Annotated in this window: 13 protein-coding genes; 6 read left to right on the forward strand and 7 right to left on the reverse strand. The window is 55.3% G+C overall.

Annotation, left to right across the window (positions count from 1 at the left end; translation table 11 throughout):
* Positions 1 to 105: 105 nt before the first annotated feature.
* Positions 106 to 1,701, reverse strand: a complete 1,596-nt coding sequence (locus HMPREF1292_RS05850) for a glutamate-cysteine ligase family protein (protein WP_023019129.1) — start codon at positions 1,699 to 1,701, stop codon at positions 106 to 108.
* 134 nt (positions 1,702 to 1,835) lie between these two features.
* On the opposite strand from HMPREF1292_RS05850, the gene HMPREF1292_RS05855 reads away from it, so the two are divergent.
* Positions 1,836 to 3,008, forward strand: coding sequence for an AAA family ATPase (locus tag HMPREF1292_RS05855; RefSeq protein ID WP_023019130.1), 1,173 nt, complete (start codon positions 1,836 to 1,838; stop codon positions 3,006 to 3,008).
* Between the two features lie 27 nt (positions 3,009 to 3,035).
* Here HMPREF1292_RS05855 and HMPREF1292_RS05860 read toward each other — a convergent pair whose 3' ends face one another.
* Positions 3,036 to 3,545: a DinB family protein gene (locus HMPREF1292_RS05860; RefSeq protein ID WP_023019131.1), complete on the reverse strand. Its 510-nt coding sequence runs from the start codon at positions 3,543 to 3,545 to the stop codon at positions 3,036 to 3,038.
* A 46-nt stretch (positions 3,546 to 3,591) separates the two neighbouring features.
* Between HMPREF1292_RS05860 and HMPREF1292_RS05865 the strand changes: the two genes are divergently transcribed.
* Positions 3,592 to 3,915 carry a hypothetical protein gene (locus HMPREF1292_RS05865; protein ID WP_023019132.1) on the forward strand — a complete coding sequence of 108 codons (324 nt, stop codon included), beginning with the start codon at positions 3,592 to 3,594 and terminating at the stop codon, positions 3,913 to 3,915.
* Positions 3,916 to 4,299: 384 nt separating this feature from the next.
* On the opposite strand, the gene HMPREF1292_RS05870 is transcribed toward HMPREF1292_RS05865, so the two are convergent.
* Positions 4,300 to 5,664, reverse strand: coding sequence for a CitMHS family transporter (locus tag HMPREF1292_RS05870; protein ID WP_023019134.1), 1,365 nt, complete (start codon positions 5,662 to 5,664; stop codon positions 4,300 to 4,302).
* Positions 5,665 to 5,877: 213 nt separating this feature from the next.
* On the opposite strand from HMPREF1292_RS05870, the gene HMPREF1292_RS05875 reads away from it, so the two are divergent.
* The 3 genes from HMPREF1292_RS05875 (at position 5,878) to HMPREF1292_RS05885 (ending at position 8,846) form a co-directional block, all read left to right on the forward strand.
* Positions 5,878 to 7,086, forward strand: coding sequence for a bifunctional alpha/beta hydrolase/OsmC family protein (locus HMPREF1292_RS05875; RefSeq protein WP_023019135.1), 1,209 nt, complete (start codon positions 5,878 to 5,880; stop codon positions 7,084 to 7,086).
* Positions 7,087 to 7,124: 38 nt separating this feature from the next.
* Positions 7,125 to 7,946, forward strand: a complete 822-nt coding sequence (locus HMPREF1292_RS05880; RefSeq protein WP_021352384.1) for an enoyl-CoA hydratase — start codon at positions 7,125 to 7,127, stop codon at positions 7,944 to 7,946.
* Positions 7,947 to 8,015: 69 nt separating this feature from the next.
* Positions 8,016 to 8,846 carry a serine hydrolase gene (locus HMPREF1292_RS05885; RefSeq protein ID WP_021352385.1) on the forward strand — a complete coding sequence of 277 codons (831 nt, stop codon included), beginning with the start codon at positions 8,016 to 8,018 and terminating at the stop codon, positions 8,844 to 8,846.
* Between the two features lie 74 nt (positions 8,847 to 8,920).
* Here HMPREF1292_RS05885 and HMPREF1292_RS05890 read toward each other — a convergent pair whose 3' ends face one another.
* A complete protein-coding gene (locus tag HMPREF1292_RS05890; RefSeq protein WP_023019137.1) occupies positions 8,921 to 9,850 on the reverse strand; it encodes a PHB depolymerase family esterase in 930 nt (309 codons plus the stop codon).
* 398 nt (positions 9,851 to 10,248) lie between these two features.
* The gene (locus tag HMPREF1292_RS05895) at positions 10,249 to 10,506 is read right to left on the reverse strand and encodes an acyl carrier protein (protein ID WP_023019138.1); all 258 of its coding nucleotides are present in this window, start codon (positions 10,504 to 10,506) and stop codon (positions 10,249 to 10,251) included.
* 355 nt (positions 10,507 to 10,861) lie between these two features.
* Between HMPREF1292_RS05895 and HMPREF1292_RS05900 the strand changes: the two genes are divergently transcribed.
* On the forward strand, positions 10,862 to 14,218 hold the full coding sequence (locus HMPREF1292_RS05900) for a SpaA isopeptide-forming pilin-related protein (RefSeq protein ID WP_023019139.1): 3,357 nt from the start codon (positions 10,862 to 10,864) through the stop codon (positions 14,216 to 14,218).
* Positions 14,219 to 14,396: 178 nt separating this feature from the next.
* On the opposite strand, the gene HMPREF1292_RS05905 is transcribed toward HMPREF1292_RS05900, so the two are convergent.
* Both HMPREF1292_RS05905 and aceE read right to left on the reverse strand, forming a co-directional pair.
* Positions 14,397 to 14,993 (reverse strand): hypothetical protein, encoded by a 597-nt coding sequence (locus HMPREF1292_RS05905; protein WP_021352390.1) that lies wholly within the window; start codon positions 14,991 to 14,993, stop codon positions 14,397 to 14,399.
* Positions 14,994 to 15,323: 330 nt separating this feature from the next.
* Positions 15,324 to 18,095 carry a pyruvate dehydrogenase (acetyl-transferring), homodimeric type gene (aceE, locus tag HMPREF1292_RS05910; RefSeq protein ID WP_023019140.1) on the reverse strand — a complete coding sequence of 924 codons (2,772 nt, stop codon included), beginning with the start codon at positions 18,093 to 18,095 and terminating at the stop codon, positions 15,324 to 15,326.
* Between the last annotated feature and the right edge of the window lie 193 nt (positions 18,096 to 18,288).

Genomic DNA, 18,288 nt, shown 5'->3' on the forward strand with positions numbered 1-18,288 from the left:
AGGTCGCTGGGTAGAAAATTGTCCAGGGGTGGTCAACGTAAGGCCTTTCAATTAATTGCCAGGAACTCGAACAGAATACCCTAGAAAGTAAAGCTAAAGTTACGTTTAGCTGATATTGGTGGACCAGGTGTGCACCGGCTCGCCGGATTTCTGATTGTCGATATAAGCGCTGAGCATGCGCGCGATGGCTTGCCGACGCAGCGTGCTATCCGGGCCGTCATGATCCTTGGCAGGCGCATCGGTAGTCGCATTGACCGTAGCATCGGCCGTGGAAACGGCGGCAGAAACATCGCGAGCATTAGCGTCGTGACCAGCCTCGGCCCTAAGGGCAGCGGTCGCGTTGTCGAGTGCTGCTAGCTGCCAGGTCGCACCATTCTGTCGGTTCCGTGCGCGCCCTTCGATGATCCCCAGATGCTTCTGAATCAATGCCGGGTTCACCTCGAGTTGCTCCAAGCCCTGCTCGGCTTGCTCCAACAAGTGCTCGGTCACCAATTCGGCGACGGGGATAGTTCCCAGTGTCGGCCAGGTCATGTTTGCGTGGATGCCATCGCGGGCTCCCGCGAAGAAGTTGTTCGCCGCGTTGTCGAAAGACAACCGTGACCACACTGGTCGTGTCTGGCCGACGAGGAAGTTCACCAGGCCGTAGTAAAAAGCAGCATCGGCGACGATATCCGCCACGGTGGGGCCGGCGGGCAACAAGCGGTTTTCCACGCGGATATGGGACAACTCGGTGTTCGGATCATAAATTGGGCGGTTCCAGCGCCAAATCGTGCCGTTTTGCATATTCAGGTAGTGCAAACCAGGCTTGCCATCGGTGACAATCGGAGTGCCGGATTCCACGCGATCTTCGGGCAACAGTGGAGAGAAGTAGCGCACGTTTTCTTCAAACAGATCGAAAGCGCTGGTGATCCATCGCTCACCGAACCACACGCGCGGGCGCACACCTTGCGTCACCAATTCTGGGGTACGGGTATCGATGGATTGCTGGAATACTGGGACGCGGGATTCATGCCAGAGTTTGTGCCCGGCGAAAAGCGGGGAATTCGCGCTCAGCGCGGTTTGCACACCCGCGATGGCTTGCGAGGCATTCCACGCGGCCGCGAAATGGTTCGGGGAAACCTGCAGGTGTAGTTGGATCGACGTGCAAGTGGATTCTGGGGCGATATCTTCGAAGCCGTGCCGGTATTTTTCCTGGCCTTCCAGCTCAATATGGACGAGCTCGCCACGTGATTCCAACACAGAATTCGACAGCGCTTTGTAACGGTTCTCCGAGGTCATCCAGGCTGGATCTTCCAGAAACTCCGTGGTTACGCTGGGTAGGGTGCCGATCATCGCGACTTCCGCACCAGCTTTGTTCGCGGCCATGCGCACAGTGTTGAGCCGCTGGTTCAGCCCGTCTTCCAGTTCTTGCAGGCCGGTGCCAGAAATCGATAGCGGAGGGTGGTTCATCTCCACGTTATAGGCGCCGATTTCCGACTGGTATTCGTCGTCAAGCGCAGCCAACACGTCGCCGTTACATGTCTTTGGCTGCATATTCTTGTCGACGAGGTTGAGCTCGAGTTCCAACCCGATGGTGCCCTGATCGATGAATTCGGCCTGTTGCAAATGGCGGTCGAAGACCTCGAGATCGTCGATCAAACGTTGGCGGTAGCGCGTGCGCTGGCGCGGCGTATAGGACTCGGAATTAACTGCATCACCCATGCTGGCCAAGTATAGACCGGTGTGCGCTGGGGATTCCGACTTTTATGCAGTGCCGGGAAGGGTGAGGTGGAATGGGGCGACCTTATACTTCTTTATACTTTCAGGCAATTTATAAATAAGTATAAAGTGGGGGCATGCAGGAAAGTCCATATACCCCAAGTTCAATTGCTCGTGATCTTGTTGGGCGCGAGCAGCAGCTTCGCCGTGCTCAGATGATGCTGACATCTGTCAGTAGCAATAAACTTGCGGAAGAACTGCAGATTTACGTTGGTCCTCGCGGGGTCGGGAAAACATCTTTACTGCGATCAATTCAATCTGCAGCCCAAAGCCAAAGCTTTGAAACTGTGTGGGTAACAGCAGGTGACGGTGTCGTAATTGACGAATTGGTGTCAGGTATTGAAAAGCTCTTGAACAATCATGCGCGACAAGTTAGCACTGCATTGTGGGACATGATTAAAAACATCAAAGTTAGTATTGCCGGAGTGAGTGTCTCTGGTCCTGGCTCGAGTGAGCTTAAAACTGCAAATATGGGGCCTTCTTCGCATTCGCTTGGTAGGCAATTGCAGGACATTCTCGTAGCGGTGGGTAAGGACTTACAAGGAACCGAGAAAAGTGCCGGACTTGGCATTTTTGTCGACGAGATTCAGCTTGCCGACGGCCCGAGCATCCGTGCATTGGCTTATACCTGGCAACATCTGCAATCAGAAGGTTCGGAATTGCCACTGTTTTGTTTAATGTCTGGTCTTAGCCACAGCCAAGATGTGATCACTGAATATGCGAGCTTTGGCGAACGGTTTAATTATATTAATCTCTCCAATTTGGATGAGGCTAGCTCAGCGGAAGTTCTGCGTCGGCCCGCTGAGAAAATGGGGGTGAAGTGGACGCCATCGGCATTGTTGGATGCTGCTAATACTGCCGCTGGCTACCCATATTTTTTGCAATTAATCGGGGAGTGTTCGTGGGAAGCTGCCGGCCTTCCAGAACCAGGTGGAGTGATTTCTCCTGAGGTGTTAGTGCAGGCAAAATCTATATTCCACAATCGATTGCAGCAATTTTATCGATCACGCTGGATGAAAGCCAGTGAGTCCGAGCAGGAGATCATGGCTGCTATGGCGCAGTATGGGGATGAGCCGGTGAGGCGAGGGAGTATTGCCCAAGAACTTGGGAAACCATCGTCAGCGCTAAGCATGCAGCGTCAGAGTTTGATGGATAAAGGCTTAGTAGAAAGTACAGGATGGGGCATGATGTCTTTTACGGCGCCTGGTTTCGGGGACTTTATCCGCAAGCTGATCGGCGCCGATGAATAAAAGCTGCCCAAAGTAGGTCGACGGTTGCTATCCCGACATCCCGGCGACATAAGTGGCTTGCGCTAGGTGTGCGGTGGCGTCGTCGATAATTGAAACTAAGCGGGTGCCGCGGCTGATCGGTTGGCCTTCATATTCGGTGATGATGTCACTGAGATCATTATCAGCGAGGCTGCCGCAGTAGGCGGCTAAGGCATCGAGCGTTGCGGCGACGTAGCTGCGCAGATGGTCGAAGTCTGCAGCATCATGGAGCTGGATCTGTGCGGCATCGTCGGCAGAATGACCGTAACCCAGGCTGTCGCCTACGTCGCCAAGCGACAGGGCAGCCCGCCACTGGCTGGAATGCCACAACTCGTCGTCGCCGGTAAGGGTCGACAGCTGTACATCAATCTCGCGGCCGGTGTGCCAGAGCAACCAGGCGATGGAATTGGGGTGCCCCTCGGGATGCTGGTTGAGCTGCTCGGCATTAAGGCTGGGTAGCGCGGTGAGCACGTCTTTCGGGCGGGCTGCGAAGTCAAGGAGTACGTCGATTCCGTTCATTCGCCCCATAGTAGTTCTGACTAGTTATCGCGGCAGCAACTCTGCAATGCCTGGGATTGTGGATTGGGGCAACCTTGGCAGCGATGAATTGGGCAGCCCTGCTGATGCCGAAGTTTTGCGGGCAATCGGCGGCAGCGGTTTGGGTGCGCGGCGGGAGTTCGTGTCCGCGCCGCGTTTGGGCGGGGGCGTGAGGTGTTTGGACAAAAGCGAAGCCGAGGGCATCACCGCTGAAATTTATTGCAGCGGTTCACCTGTCACTGGGTCTAACCCGTCGTACCGTGTTCCATCAGGTGCGACGTTGCAAAGCTCTGGTGGACCAACACACGACCGAGATTCTTCCTTGATGTACTCTGGCCCACCATTTTGGTGAAAGCACCAGTCGGAATACTGGGTCGAGCCATCTGACATTAATGCAGGCCCTGGGGTGCCTTCTAAACATTCGACGACAACAGGCTCTGCTGGAGCAACTGGTTGGGCCGGTTGCTGGACTGGTATAGAGCTTTGGGGAGCTTTTTGAGATGGTTCCGGCGGTGTTGCGGAACTAGAAAGTGATGCTTTCGGTGTGGCGTTTGTGCTGGTTTCCGAGGCCGTCGTTGTGCTGCTTGACGACGTCACGGTCGAGGTTGTGCTAGTGGCTGATCTGGTTGTTTGCGACGTCGAAGATGATTCTGTTTCCGCAGTACCATTGCTGCACGCTGCAAGTGTGAATGAGGCAGCTGCGAGAGTTATTATTAGCCGTTTCATCCTCGCACCCCTACGCCAGCAATCCCGTGGCAAAGGCAATGCCCACGATAATTACGGAGAACACCCACGCGATCGGGAAGGCCAGCTTCAGGTAGCGGCCCATCTGCGCGTTTGCCAGGCCGAGTGCCAGCCACAGAGCCGGGGAGAACGGCGAGACGAACGTACCAATCACATTGCCCAGAATTAGCGCGCTGGCAGCACCCAGGCCGGAAATATCGTAGACGGCGACGGTTTCTTGCACGATTGGCAGCACAGAGAAGTAATACGCATCAGTCGAGGTCAACAGATCCAGTGGCACACCCAGCATGCCGACGGCGACATGCAGGTACGGCCCGGCGGCTTCTGGCAGCACGTTAATCAGAGAAAGCGCGATGGCTTCCAGCATGCCGGTTTCGTTCAGCACGCCCAGGAACATTGCGGCGGCGATAATGATTCCGGCCATCGACAGCGCGTTTGGTGCGTGCCGCTTCAGTGCGTCTGCTTGCTCCGCCTGCGAGGTGAAGTTGATGATCAACGCTAGCGTGGCAGCAATCAGGAACGTCGGTGCAGGAGGCAACAGCCCAGCCAGCAACACCACCAGGGCTGCCAACACAACCAGCACATTCAGTACCGTCGGCATGGTGCCGGAGTGGAATTTGTAGCCTTGTTCGAGCTGTTTTTCGCGTTGTTTCTGCTCAAATTCGTCGGCAATGGCGTGCACGTCAATGTTGTCAGTTACAGGAAGCTCACCAGCAGCCTGCAGCGCGTTAATCCGGCGCTTTTCGCGCACACCCAGCGCAAAAGCGATCGTCACCACGAACAACAACGCCAGACCCTGCATTGGGATCAGGTGCATCCACACGGTGTTCGTGTCTTGTGAGATCACCGCACCCGCGCGCCCCAGCGGCCCGCCCCATGGCACCATGTTCATCACGGAAGCTGCCAGCGCGACGATGGTCAGCAGCACATACCGCGACATATGCAGCGCCTGGTAGAGCGGCAGCAGCGCGGGGATCGTGAGCAAAAACGTCGTCGAGCCTGAACCGTCCAGGTGTGCAACCACACCAATCAAGCCCGTGCCGACGGCTACTGCCACGACGTTTCCGCGCGTGGTTTTGATCAGCGTGCGAATGATCGGGGTGAACAGCCCGACGTCTTGCAGGATGCCGAAGAAGATGATCGCGAAGATGAACATCACGACGACCTTCATCACGGAACCCAGGCCCTCTTCGAAGAACGTCGAGAGGTCTTCCAGCCCAAATCCGGTGATAAACGCACCGATGACTGGTACCAGCGTCATTGGGATTAACGGGTGGGTCTTGCCGCGGATCAAAATGCCGACGGTAGTGCCTACAATAAGCAGACCCATTAGGGTCAGGCCGAGTTCTGATTGCATGGCATCAGATTAGCGGGATGGGATAGCCGAGGAGCCGAAAGTAGCTCAAGGGTGCTGAAAGTCTCAGATGGGGCAAGCACGTTGCCGCGGATACTGAAATTATCGTTGCTTTGCCAGCCGGATTGCCAGCCAGGTTCCTAACCGCATTGCCAACCAGGCTGCCAGCCGGATTGCTGGCGGCCGCGGCCAGCAAAACGTCGTATCCTGGTGGCCATGACTACTAGCGAAAACTTCACTATTGAAGGCCACAGTGGCATCCAGTTGGCGGCGCGGTTGGAAAGCCCGGCCAACCCGAGTGCGTATGCCTTGTTGGCGCATTGTTTTACCTGCTCAAAGGATTCCCCGGCGACGTCGCGCATCGCTAAGCAGTTAGTGCAGGAAGATATCGCGGTGTTGCGGATTGATTTCGCTGGTCTGGGGCATTCCGAAGGCAATTTCGAAGATTCTACGTTTTCGGGCGACGCCCAGGATGTGGTCGCGGCCGCGGAGTGGTTGGAGGAGCATTATCAAGCCCCACAATTGCTGATTGGTCATTCGCTTGGTGGCGCGGCAGCGTTGGCTGCGGCTGCCGATATTGATTCGTTGCGTGCGGTGGTCACCATTGCCGCGCCATACGATCCGGAGCACGTCACTGGTTTGTTTGCTGGTGCGCTGGACGATATCGCTGAAGATGGCTCGGCTTCGGTGAAAATTGGTGGCAAGACTGTCTGCGTGGGGCAGGGGCTTGTCGACGACCTGCGCGGATTTGATCAAAAAGAGCGCATTGCGGCGATTGATGTGCCATTGCTGGTCATGCATTCGAACGCGGATGAGTTGGTGGATATTCACAATGCGCAGGGGATTTATCGTGCGGCACGCACCGTGAAGTCGTTTATCATGCTGGACGGCGTGGATCACTTGCTCAACAAGGACAAGCAGGCACAGCACGCCGCGCAGATGCTGGCTGGTTGGGCTCGGCCATATTTGCCGGATACCCCGGATGTGGACCGCGACGACTGCGCCGATGAGCGCTATAGCTATACCAAGGAAGGCGTTGTTGAAGCGCGACTTACCGGTGATGGTGATTTCGCCACCGAGCTTCGCGCCGGAAATCATCGCTGGATCGCAGACGAGCCGAAGAGTGTGCCCGGGGCTAAGGACACTGGCCCGAACCCGTATGACATGCTGCAAGCGTCGCTGGCTACGTGCACTGCGATGACGATGGGCATGTATGCGCGCCGCAAGAAGTGGGACATGGGTGATACTAAAGTCACCGTGACCCACGAGCGCGATAAGCAGGGCGTGACGACGTTCACCCGCGTGCTGCATTTCGACCCTGCGCTGAGCAAGGAGCAACAGGAAAAGCTGACCGCGATCTCTGAAAAGTGCCCAGTGCACAAGACGTTGCATGGAGAGATTCATATTGCGACGGAAACCAGCTAGTTACATATATGACCACGTTTCACAAGGAGGAGAGCCTCATGGCTACAAACAACGACATCACTGCACATAACGATTCGACTGCACAGAACGATTTTGAAACTATTCAGACGGAGACCCGCGGCCGAGTAGGCATCATTACGCTGGATCGCCCCAAAGCATTAAACGCTTTGAATCAGCAGCTCATGCTCGAGGTCATTTCCGCAGCACAAAAGTTTGACGGCGACGACGGCATCGGGTGCATCGTGCTCACCGGATCCGAGAAAGCCTTTGCAGCCGGCGCTGATATCAAAGAAATGGCAAATAAATCTGCCACTGAAATGTACATGTCGGATTGGTTTTCCGAATGGGAGCAGCTGACGCAAATACGCACACCGTTGATCGCGGCCGTGAATGGTTATGCGTTGGGCGGTGGCTGCGAGCTGGCCATGATGTGCGATTTCATTATCGCCGGGGACAAGGCAAAATTTGGCCAGCCAGAAATCAACCTGGGGGTCCTGCCAGGCATGGGTGGTACGCAACGGTTGACCCGCGCCGTCGGCAAGGCAAAGGCAATGGAAATGTGCCTGACTGGCCGCATGATGGAGGCAGAAGAAGCCGAGCGTGCTGGTTTGGTTGCCCGCGTTGTCGAGGCAGACAAGCTTGTCGACGAAGCCGTATCGGTTGCCGAGACCATTGCGAATAAGTCGCTGGTGGCAACAACGATGGTGACAGAAGCTGTTGATGCAGCATATGAAACCACTTTGCGTCAGGGGCTGCTGCAGGAGCGGCGTTTGTTCCATTCTGCTTTTGCTTCGGAAGATCAGAAAGAAGGAATGGATGCCTTCGCCAACAAGCGTGATCCGGAGTTCAAGCACCGCTAGTGCGCGGCGCATGCTGCGTAATGTAATCGCCGCCCGCTGGATCTTCTGCTGAGGTTTACACTGGTGAGCATGACTAACCAGGAACCACTGACATCTTTCGAAAAAATCGCTGACTGGCCGGTTGATAATGTGGCTGCCGCGCTGATTCGGGACGGCGAACTCGCCCACACACTGGGCGACGACGAGCACGTTTTTGCTGTGGCATCGGTGACTAAACCGGTGGCCGCGTATGGCTTTGCCATGGCGGTCGAAGAAGGCGTGTTTGAGTGGGATACGCCGGTGGGCCCAGAGGGTTCGACCGTGCGGCACTTGCTCGCACATGCCAGTGGGATCGGGAAAGATGCAGCAAACCCGGATCGTGCCCCGGAGGACCGCCGCATTTATTCGTCGGCGGGATTCGAGGTGCTGCAGGAAAAGCTCGAGGAAGAAACCGGCATGGATTTTGCCGAATACCTCAAGTTAGGGCTGTTCGAACCGTTAGGCATGAACAACACTGTGCTGAAGGGGTCGTCTGGTTACGCATTGGAAACTACCGCGGCTGACCTGGCCCGATTTGCCCAGGAAGTGCTGGCCCCGAGTTTGCTGGACCCATCGACGGTAAAAGAGATGCTGACACCGCAATTTGCGGACTTGCGTGGACTTGTTCCCGGCTACGGGATGCAGAAACCATGCTTGTGGGGGCTGGGCTTTGAAATTCATGGCACGAAGGATCCGCACTGGATGGGCTCGGAGTTGCCGGACAATGCAGTTGGGCACTTTGGCATGAATGGCTCTTATATCTGGTTGCTGCCAGATGAAAAAATCGCGTTGCTCGCTCTCACCGACAAAGACTTCGGCGAGTGGGCCAAGCCGTTGTGGGCGGAAACGAACGACGCGATCTGGCAGGAGCTGCAGGGCTAGCTTCCCGGGGAGGTTTGGGCGGCTAGCGGCAGAGGCTAGGAGCAGGGGGCAGAACCGGGTGCTAGAAACCGGTGCTAGGCCTGGTTTTTAAAGAACTCCCACACCAGCAGGTTGGCTGATGGTACGGCCTTGAACCAGGTATGGCCGTTGTTCACCTGCGGGCTGACAACGGTGGCGAATTCCGTTGCAGCGCGGCAGTTGCTGCCGGAAACGGTATGGGCACCAACGATCCAGTTGTTGACGTTGCCGCCTGGTGCGCAACCGTTGCGGGTGGCGAATTCATCGAAAACTTGGCGTGCGGCTTTGTAGTGGCCGCCGTGATCATTGGCGCCACCGTTGATGTTGATGACGTGATCGTCTTTGTGGTGCATGATCAGCGTGGGCACGGCGGCGTCGGGCACACAGTTAGAGACTGTTGCGTCGTAGTAGGCACCGGCAGAGCTGGCCACTCCGTCGACAAGATCTGGTGCATGACACGCCAGACTGAGTGCTGCACCGCCGCCGTTGGAAAGCCCGGTGGCGTAGATGCGGTTGGTATCCACGTTGTACTTTCCGGCTAGATCAGCGACGAGTGCACGGGCAAAAGCGGCGTCATCCTCGACACTTTGCGCGGCGTAGTGTGGCCCGCCCCAGGCTGGTTTGCCCTTGAGCTTGTCGGTGACGCCTTGCGGGTAGGCGACGATGGCATCACTGCCCACGGCTTTGTTTAAAAAGGAATGCCCGCGGAAAGCGTCTGCCGTATCCCAGGCGCCGGAGTAACCGAGCACCACTGGGTAGGCGCGGTTCGGGTCGTAATTGGCGGGCAGATCCACGATGAAGTGGCGTGGGGTGCCGTTGACATCAATCGTCCGCGTTTCGGTGGGTTGCCCAGCGATGGCGGAGGAGATCTGCACCAGCGGGTCCGTTGTCGATTGTGCATGACTGACAGGGGCAGTGAGAGCCAGCAGGCCGCCGAGGGTGCCGGCAGCGACAGCGGCGCCGAGAGCGCGGAAGGATGATTTCATGAAACCGTAGCCTACGTTATGTTCTGGTCAGATACCAGCCTGAAAGTTCCCCAAAGCTGACTACCCACGTCAGGTGCGAATGTTAACTAGTGGGATTACAGTGATGTAAGTTTCTGAACTGCGCCGATGGAAAAACCTTCAAGCAGTACTTCAGAAAACGGGGGGTTCAATGGCGGCTTGAGGGTTGCTGGTGTGACTGGTGGGATAGTTGAATCATTTGTGGCGCAAGCGAGGGTGGGCACGTTGGGGAAGACGATGCTCGCTTAGTGAGCGGCTGGTGCGCGCTGGCGTAGGGTGCTCGCTGCGATGGGGAAGTCGCGGTCGAGTGCCCTATTACCATGGGCGTGCCGCCAGCGCTGGCTCACTAGGTTTGCTCGCTAGTGCCGAAATTTGGTTTGTTAGTTTGCTTTTTCGCCGTGCTCGTCAATATAGGCAATGACATCGGAGACGGTGTCCCAGTCCTGCACAATGTTTTCTTCCAGCCGCACTTTGAATTCGTCTTCAATCTTGACGACGAGCTCGATCATCGATAAAGAATCAATCGCCAGATCGCGGAGGGTGGCATCCCTGGTGATGTCGTCGGTATCTGCCCCGCTGGCGTCGTCTAGTAGGGGAACCAGGCGGGCGAAGGTGTCGAGCTTATCGGTGAGATCCATGTTGTCAGTGTAGAACAGTTACGGTGCCTGGCGTGCTGTGACGAGTCTAGGTTTGGATCTTGGATTTCGTCACATTTCAGACTTTCAGGTTCTTAATTTGTAACAGGAGTTATATATTAAAACGATATTAAACCCTTCAATATTTGTTGAGGGATTCCAAAATAAACGCCACAATAAAACATCGCAGCAACCGGGTTTTGGCCTGACTTGGATAATATCGTCTGCACTAAGTCTCTGAAGACGAGCTGCGCTTGTTCTAGGGGTAAAATCCGTGCGGAGATTTCTATCTAATTTTATGCGTTTTTAATGCGGCGAAGAACTAATTAAGCATAGAGAGTAGAAAGAGTTCACGACGTTGAGCCGCATAGCGCAAAGAGTCATTATCGCTGCCTGTATTTTGATGCTCATTTTAGGGATTGTTCCTTCGCTGGCACAGCCCCATGTGGCCGGGAAGTACAACCCGATTGCTTCCGCACAAACAGCTTCTGGGGAGTCAGTGGTTATTACTGATATCAGCACAACTGGCGCCGCAGAGGAAAACGTCGTTATGACCTTGTCGGCGTTAGCACCAACGAAAATAGGACGCGTGCAGGTGACTGCAAATTCAGGTTTCGGCGTCGTCGATGCCCCGGTAGTGCAGAGTTTGACAATTGCTGGTGTTGCGTATCCTGTCGGCTGGGTGCAAACAGCGGCTGATCGGCTGACGATTGAAGCAGCTGCCGAGATCAACTTAGAGTCAGGCGCGGAAATCGTTATTCAGTGGACTAAAGGAGAAGAAGTTCTTCCGCCTGCAGAATCTTTCCGAGCAGTGATGGAACAAGCGCCGTGGCTCGATACTGAAGCCTTGCCTAACGGTAATGAAACACCAGCGAATTCTGACGTGGCTGACGGTGTGGATCTGCGATCGCGTGCAGCAATATCTGGACCCAATGCGTTGGACCGAGCTGCCGCGGCCCAGGGGGATCCTTTTTCGCGCGCTCAGTATGACGAGATCCCAATACTTGATAAGCGGCATAAACATAATACGTGCAAAAAATCGGGAAACACCTTGAAAGTTAAGAGGTGGTGGGAACCCGGAACCCAGGAAGCTGTAGACCTTGTTGAGGTTAAACTGCCGGACCGAGCAAATGTTGACCTTGATGCGTCTCCGGTAGAGCTTTATTTTGGGTCTGACGCGAAATGGGGATGGGGGCGAATTAAGCTGCAGAAGGAAGTGGATTATTCAGTCTGGCGCCATGGAAATTCCGTCTATTTTGAGTTAACTCGTACCCATATGCGTGCGCCAAGCACACAAAAATCCTACGACGTAGAAGTTGAGTTGCCTTATTCCGGTGGCCCACGGCGACTAGACTGTAGCATTCAGCTCTACGGAAAGCAGTCGTCCTTACCCGAAGATCCAGCACAGTTTAATCCGACGAGCCCCAAGAATTTTGATCGTTTGGATTACTCGCATGCTAAAGATACCTGTACAAAATCGGGAGAAATGGTCACTGCTACTTCCAAATGGGGAAATGACTTAGAAATATTGCGTCAAGGCGGTGTTGATGTGGTTGAGGTGAAACTACGTGGGGCGCAACATCTTGCTAGTCGCGTGAAAATTACCGATTCGAAGATGCAATTGCGCTTTGGATCCGACGCTGGTGGCTGGAAAACGCTAAACAAAGACAGCGACTATTCGGTATCTGTCAGCGGCAGCAGCGTGTATCTCACACTGAAGAAGATACAAAAACATGCCAACCGAACTGACTATCATGTTCAGGCGCAGATCCCATTATTAGGATCGTTTGAGGGTTGTAACGTAGAGCTATGGAGACAAGGGCCGGAATGGTTCGATCGGACAACACCGGACCTTGATCTCAGAGCTGCGGAAACCCCACGCGAAGCCTTGCAATGGCTTCCACCATCCGCGAAAAATCCGGCTTTGCCACAGCGTTGTGGGGTAGACGTTGCTCTTGTTTTTGATACGTCTGACTCCTTACTCCAGCACCAGCAAGGGCCGAAGGCCAGCCGTGCCGCAGGTCTTAGCATTATTAATGCGTTGGAGGGCACTGGTAGCCACATGGCTATATACAATTTTGCTTCACCAGCTAGGCGAGTGAACGATATTCATGCAGACAAACAAAGCTTGAATGATGAAGAAGGTGTGAAAAAACTCCGTGCAGCTGTGGATGGGTTTAATACGACTTTTAAGCGAAGCGAACACGGTGGAACAAATTATCAAGCAGGATTAAAGCAAGTACCTAAAGGCGAGTTCGACGTCGTTTATTTCATCACAGATGGACTTCCCACCACTAATAATACTGATTACCCCGGGCAGGGTTTCGACAACGGAAACCATATCAATAAGAGTGATCTTTCATTAGCTGTGGAAGCAGCAAATGAGCTTAAGGCGAATGGCGCACGCATTGAAACCGTCATGGTGGGTGTCCCGTCGATCACAGAACACATTCTCAATGATGGGTTCTTTAACCTGAACCGCGTTGGTGGAAAACCCGAGAAATGGGAAAAATATGATGACTACGGCTATCCGAGTTATGTAGATCCGCAAAAAGGCGCGAACAACGATATCCCTTCCGATTCTGTGCGCGAGATGATCGAGATCGGAGGCCAGATCATGATGGCGGATAAGCCCGAATTTGATAGACGCCATTTCGAGATCACTAACCGCCCGGATATTTGGCGCGCCGGCATCCGTAAGACAGAAAGCATTGCCGCGGATATTTCCAGCCCCGACGCCGTCACGTTGGTTGATAAGTTCAGCAAACTGGAAGATAGCTTGAGAGAGCTCGTACTGAAGAATTGTTTTGGTTCGATTAACGTCACTAAGTTGATCAGAGGCGAGAACAATAAGGTCTCTCCAGGTCACGATTGGACATTTGAGACCTCAACAGAAGACGGCAAGAACAGTATCGTCAACGGAGCAGATGGTAAAGGACGAGAGAGCCGGGTAATCGACAAAACTAACGAACATGGTAATTACGGTCGGAAACTCGATCAGAAGAATCAAAAAGCTCAAACAGCCCAGCGGGTAAAGGTCGTGGAACAGCAGCAACCAGGTTTCGTGTTGCAGCCTTACTCTGAGAACAAAAACGCTACGTGTACCGCTACAGTTTTTGATGGCAGAAACAACAAGTGGAAATCTCAAAGTGTCGAGATTGAGAACGTCGATGACGCGGTGAAGCCAGGTTTTACAGTTGCCGTGCCAGCTAGCGCTATCGTGAATTGTAGCGTCGTCAATGCCCGAGTATCAAAGCTCTCGTTGACTGTGAAGAAAGTCAGTTTTGGAGATGACCCGAAGCCGTTGGATGGTTCTAAGTTTGAGCTGTACAAAGTTGCCGGATCTGAGCGCTCACTGGTTAGCAAACTGGAGGGCGAGAACATGGATATTAGGGACCTTGAATTAGGGAACCGATATGAACTCGTCGAAACCCAGGCTCCAAAAGGCTACCAACTGTTAGCTCGACCGATCACTTTCGACCTAGTCAGAACTGCAACTGGTGTGCAGCAAGTGCAGCTAATAGGCGGAGCTGCGCAGTATCCGGAAGTGACCGTCTCCCAAGGAACTGAGCGTAATCAACTGATCATGCAGGTTGCGAATACCTCTAAGCCTGAACTGCCTCGGACCGGAGGACCCGGGCTTATTGGCCTGTTGATGATTGGGGCTGCGGTGCTACTAGTTGGCATTATGCTTACGCGGCGTGCAAAGGCATAAGACAGCAATTATTGTGTGCTGAGCCAGACAACAGGGCCCTTGCACATTGCAATTGTGGGTTGGTGCTACGGATGTTCTGGAGTCTAGCGAATACGCGAGGGAAATTAGCAGACGATAACAGACGACTAGCACTAAGGTGCCGCTGCATTAACTGGGTGACGTGCCTCTACTCGGCTCGTTACTCCAGTAAACGTTTCCACCAATTTTCCTTCCCATTAGCTCGACGAATTTTTATCGATGACCATGAGATCGTCCCGGTGAGAATTACGCGTGGAGCATTCGGGTTCGGGTCGGTGTGGTCAATATCGAATGTTGAAGCAATATTGTTCGTCATACGGTTTTCGAATGCGACCCCCGCGGGAGCGAGAATGTGTATCGTCGCCATTCTGCCCGTAATGTTGAACTCAGTAACTAGGGAGTCTGCACGCGCCTGGCGGAGATCAATACGGAGAGTGCCTGCATTTACAACAAACTCTTGGCGCTCAGGAACCCGCCAATTCCCGTTTAGATCTATCGTGCCCAGAGTCGTCTTCAGTGGCACCGGAGAAGACAACTTGCCAGTATTAGGCCTAACAGCAGCGCTAGCATGCTGATGCGGCTGTGCAACCTGCCCCAGATAATCCCGCCGGATGAAGTCAAAATCTGCCAACGACTCTGATGACCACACGATGCCCATCAAATAATCGAATTGCTTGATGTTGATGCGCCCCGTGCCCACCGCACGGGTGAGTTCATCTTGCAGTTGTTGGCGCTGCTGCGGCGATGGGCTAGACATCGTTTCACGAATCCAATTCTTTGAGCAATTTGGGGATAATACGTTGTTTTATATTACGGGGTGCAACGACATTTTATGGGCAAGGACAAGACAGGCCTTCGTTATAGACCTGTGCAGGTGCGGTAGCCAGGTTTAGCTCTTGGCACCTTGGCCGGAGATGTACATAGTAAAACCCCGGAAAGAGGACTCTACGCGGTGAATAACGCGAAAGCCTCCAGCCGGGGCACAGCTGCTGGCCTGGTTAGCTAGGCTGGCCAGCCAGCAAGCACGCTGGCCAACTAGCCAACTAACCGGCAAGACCTAACCAGCTACAGCCTAGGCCTCAGCATCTTAGGCCTTGGTCGGATCATCCAAGTGGAACTTCTTGGCTGCCTTCTCGGCAACTTCTTCGTCCACGGTGCCTTCCTTGGCCAGGTTCAACAGAGTAGCGACGACGATGGACTCGGCGTCGATGTTGAAGTAGCGGCGTGCAGCCTCGCGAGTATCGGAGAAGCCGAAGCCGTCTGCACCTAGTGCGGTGTAGGTGCCCGGCACGTATGGGCGCAGCTTCTTCTGCAGGTCGGTGCCGAAGTCGGAAACACCAACGAATGGGCCGTCGAAGCCTTCCAACTGCTTGGTCACGAATGGCTTTTCTGGGTTGATCTTGCCCTGCTGCAGCGCTTCTTTGTTGCGTGCGGCAGCTTCGCGGGCCAGCTCGATCCAGGAGGTCACGGAGAATACCGACGCCTTGACGTCGAATTCTTCGGCCAGGATCTTCTGTGCGCGCAGGGCTTCGACCATGCCCACACCAGAGGCCAAGATGTTGGCTGGGATGGAGCCGGATTCGGCCGTGTTGTAGTGGTAGATGCCGCGGTGTAGGCCTTCCACGTCCAGATCTTCTGGCTCGGCTGGCTGATCCATTGGCTCGTTGTACACGGTGAGGTAGTAGATGACGTCCTCGCCGCCTTCTGGGCCGTACATGCGGTCGATGCCGCGGTGCACCAGGTGCGCGATTTCGTAGGCAAAGGCTGGATCGTAGGTAACCACAGCTGGGTTGGTGGCGGCCAACATTGGCGAGTGGCCGTCCATGTGCTGCAGGCCTTCACCGGTCAGGGTGGTGCGGCCTGCGGTGGCGCCCACCAGGAAGCCGCGGGCCATTTGGTCGCCAGCTGCCCAGATACCGTCGCCGGTGCGCTGGAAGCCGAACATCGAGTAGAAGATGTACAGCGGAATCATCGGCTCGCCATGGGTGGCATAGGAAGTACCAGCTGCGGTGAATGATGCCACCGAGCCGGCCTCGTTGATGCCTTCGTGCAGCATCTGGCCGTCTTTGGCTTCGGTGTAGGACAGCATCAGGTTGTGGTCCACTGGCACGTAGTTCTGGCCGTGTGGGTTGTAGATCTTCAGCGTTGGGAACCAGGAGTCCATACCGAAGGTGCGGGCCTCATCTGGGATGACCGGAACCACGCGCTTGCCCAGTTCTTTATCACGCATGAGTTCTTTGAAGGTACGTACCAGCGCCATGGTGGTGGCAACCTGGTTCTTGCCGGAACCCTTGCGCACGCTGCGCAGTTTGTCCAGCGGTGGTACCTCGATTGGCGAATACTTCGTGCGACGCTCCGGCAGGTAGCCACCGAGTTCTTTCCGACGCTCCAGCATGTACTTGATCTCGTCGGAGTCTTTGCCTGGGTGGTAGTACGGTGGCAGGGCTGGATCCTTCTCCAGCTGCTCGTCGGTGAACGGGATGCCCTGCTTGTCGCGGAACTGCTTCAGATCGTCCAGGCCGATCTTCTTCATCTGGTGGGTCGCGTTGCGGCCTTCGAAGTTGTGGCCCAGGCCGTAGCCCTTGATGGTCAGTGCCAGGATGGCGGTTGGGCGGCCGTCTTTCTTCTCGGTGGCGCGCTTGTATGCGGCGTAGATCTTGCGGTAGTCGTGGCCGCCGCGGCGCAGGGCCCAGATCTCGTCGTCGCTCATGTCTTCAACCAGCTTGGCGGTGCGCTCGTCGCGGCCGAAGAAGTGCTCACGCACGTAGGCGCCGTCGTTGGCCTTGAAGGTCTGGTAGTCGCCGTCGGCGGTGCTGTTCATGATGTTGACCAGCGCGCCGTCTTTGTCGGCGGCGAACAGTTTGTCCCATTCGCGGCCCCAAACAATCTTGATCACGTCCCAGCCGGAGCCCAGGAAGAAGGACTCGAGCTCTTGGATGATCTGCGAGTTACCGCGCACTGGGCCGTCGAGGCGCTGCAGGTTGCAGTTGACGATGAACGTCAAGTTGTCCAGGCCGTTTAGGGCAGCGAAGTGCACCAGGCCGCGGGATTCGGCTTCGTCCATCTCGCCGTCGCCCAGGAAGGCCCAGACGTGCTGGTCAGATGTGTCTTTGATGCCGCGGTTTTCCAGGTATTTGTTAAAGCGTGCCTGGTAGATGGCGTTCATTGGGCCCAGGCCCATGGACACGGTAGGGAATTCCCAGAACCAGTCCATGCCCTTCGGGTGTGGGTAGGAAGGCAGGCCGTTGTTTGGGCCACGCGAAACTTCCTGGCGGAAGCCGTCGAGGTCTTCTTCATCCAAGCGACCTTCCAGGAAGGCGCGCGCGTACATGCCTGGCGAGGCATGGCCTTGGAAGAAGACCTGGTCGCCACCGGATGGGTGGTCTTTGCCTTTGAAGAAGTGGTTGTAGCCCACCTCATAGAGTGGGGCAGCGCCAGCGTAGGTGGAAATGTGCCCACCGACGCCAATGCCTTCACGCTGCGCACGGTGCACCATCACGGCGGCATTCCAGCGCATCCAACGGCGGTAGCGTTTCTCAATCTCCTCATCGCCCGGGAATTCTGGCTCCTGGTCGGTGGGGATGGTGTTGACGAAGTCCGTAGAAGTCAGCGACGGCAGCGGTACGCGTTTCGCCGAGGCGCGCTCCAGCAGGCGCAGCATGAGGTAGCGTGCACGGTCAGAGGAGGCGTTTTCTAGCAGCCCGTCGAGCGAGTCCATCCATTCCCGGGTCTCTTCCGGGTCTTGGTCGTTCAGGTAGGAGGCAACGCCGTCCCGGATGAGTGGGTGGTTGGATTCGTCGCTGCCGAAATCCTGCGCGGGGTTTTTGCTGTTTGCAGAATTATCAGAGTGATCTGCCATGTGGTTCTCCTTGCACAGATATCTTGACCAGTTGTGTACCAGTACGGCGCGCGGGCGCCACCAATACTGGGGTATGCCCTGGAGGCGGCTACCAGCCAAATTTTGGTTGATGCACCGTTCCAGTCCGCGTTGCGAGAGCACGCGGTTGTTGTTTACATGCTACCTGGCGCGACCGATGGTTGAACAACCCTAA

The sequence above is a fragment of the Corynebacterium sp. KPL1995 genome (assembly GCF_000477935.1).
Lineage (GTDB): Bacteria > Actinomycetota > Actinomycetes > Mycobacteriales > Mycobacteriaceae > Corynebacterium > Corynebacterium pseudodiphtheriticum.

Bases quoted from the DNA above. Each gene is read 5' to 3' on its own strand.
- HMPREF1292_RS05905 (WP_021352390.1), bottom strand. From the start codon at position 14,993: ATGTCTAGCCCATCGCCGCAGCAGCGCCAACAACTGCAAGATGAACTC.
- HMPREF1292_RS05870 (WP_023019134.1), bottom strand. From the start codon at position 5,664: ATGCAATCAGAACTCGGCCTGACCCTAATGGGTCTGCTTATTGTAGGC.
- aceE (WP_023019140.1), bottom strand. From the start codon at position 18,095: ATGGCAGATCACTCTGATAATTCTGCAAACAGCAAAAACCCCGCGCAG.
- HMPREF1292_RS05895 (WP_023019138.1), bottom strand. From the start codon at position 10,506: ATGGATCTCACCGATAAGCTCGACACCTTCGCCCGCCTGGTTCCCCTA.
- HMPREF1292_RS05865 (WP_023019132.1), top strand. From the start codon at position 3,592: ATGCCTGGGATTGTGGATTGGGGCAACCTTGGCAGCGATGAATTGGGC.
- HMPREF1292_RS05880 (WP_021352384.1), top strand. From the start codon at position 7,125: ATGGCTACAAACAACGACATCACTGCACATAACGATTCGACTGCACAG.
- HMPREF1292_RS05875 (WP_023019135.1), top strand. From the start codon at position 5,878: ATGACTACTAGCGAAAACTTCACTATTGAAGGCCACAGTGGCATCCAG.
- HMPREF1292_RS05850 (WP_023019129.1), bottom strand. From the start codon at position 1,701: ATGGGTGATGCAGTTAATTCCGAGTCCTATACGCCGCGCCAGCGCACG.
- HMPREF1292_RS05890 (WP_023019137.1), bottom strand. From the start codon at position 9,850: ATGAAATCATCCTTCCGCGCTCTCGGCGCCGCTGTCGCTGCCGGCACC.
- HMPREF1292_RS05860 (WP_023019131.1), bottom strand. From the start codon at position 3,545: ATGAACGGAATCGACGTACTCCTTGACTTCGCAGCCCGCCCGAAAGAC.
- HMPREF1292_RS05855 (WP_023019130.1), top strand. From the start codon at position 1,836: ATGCAGGAAAGTCCATATACCCCAAGTTCAATTGCTCGTGATCTTGTT.
- HMPREF1292_RS05885 (WP_021352385.1), top strand. From the start codon at position 8,016: ATGACTAACCAGGAACCACTGACATCTTTCGAAAAAATCGCTGACTGG.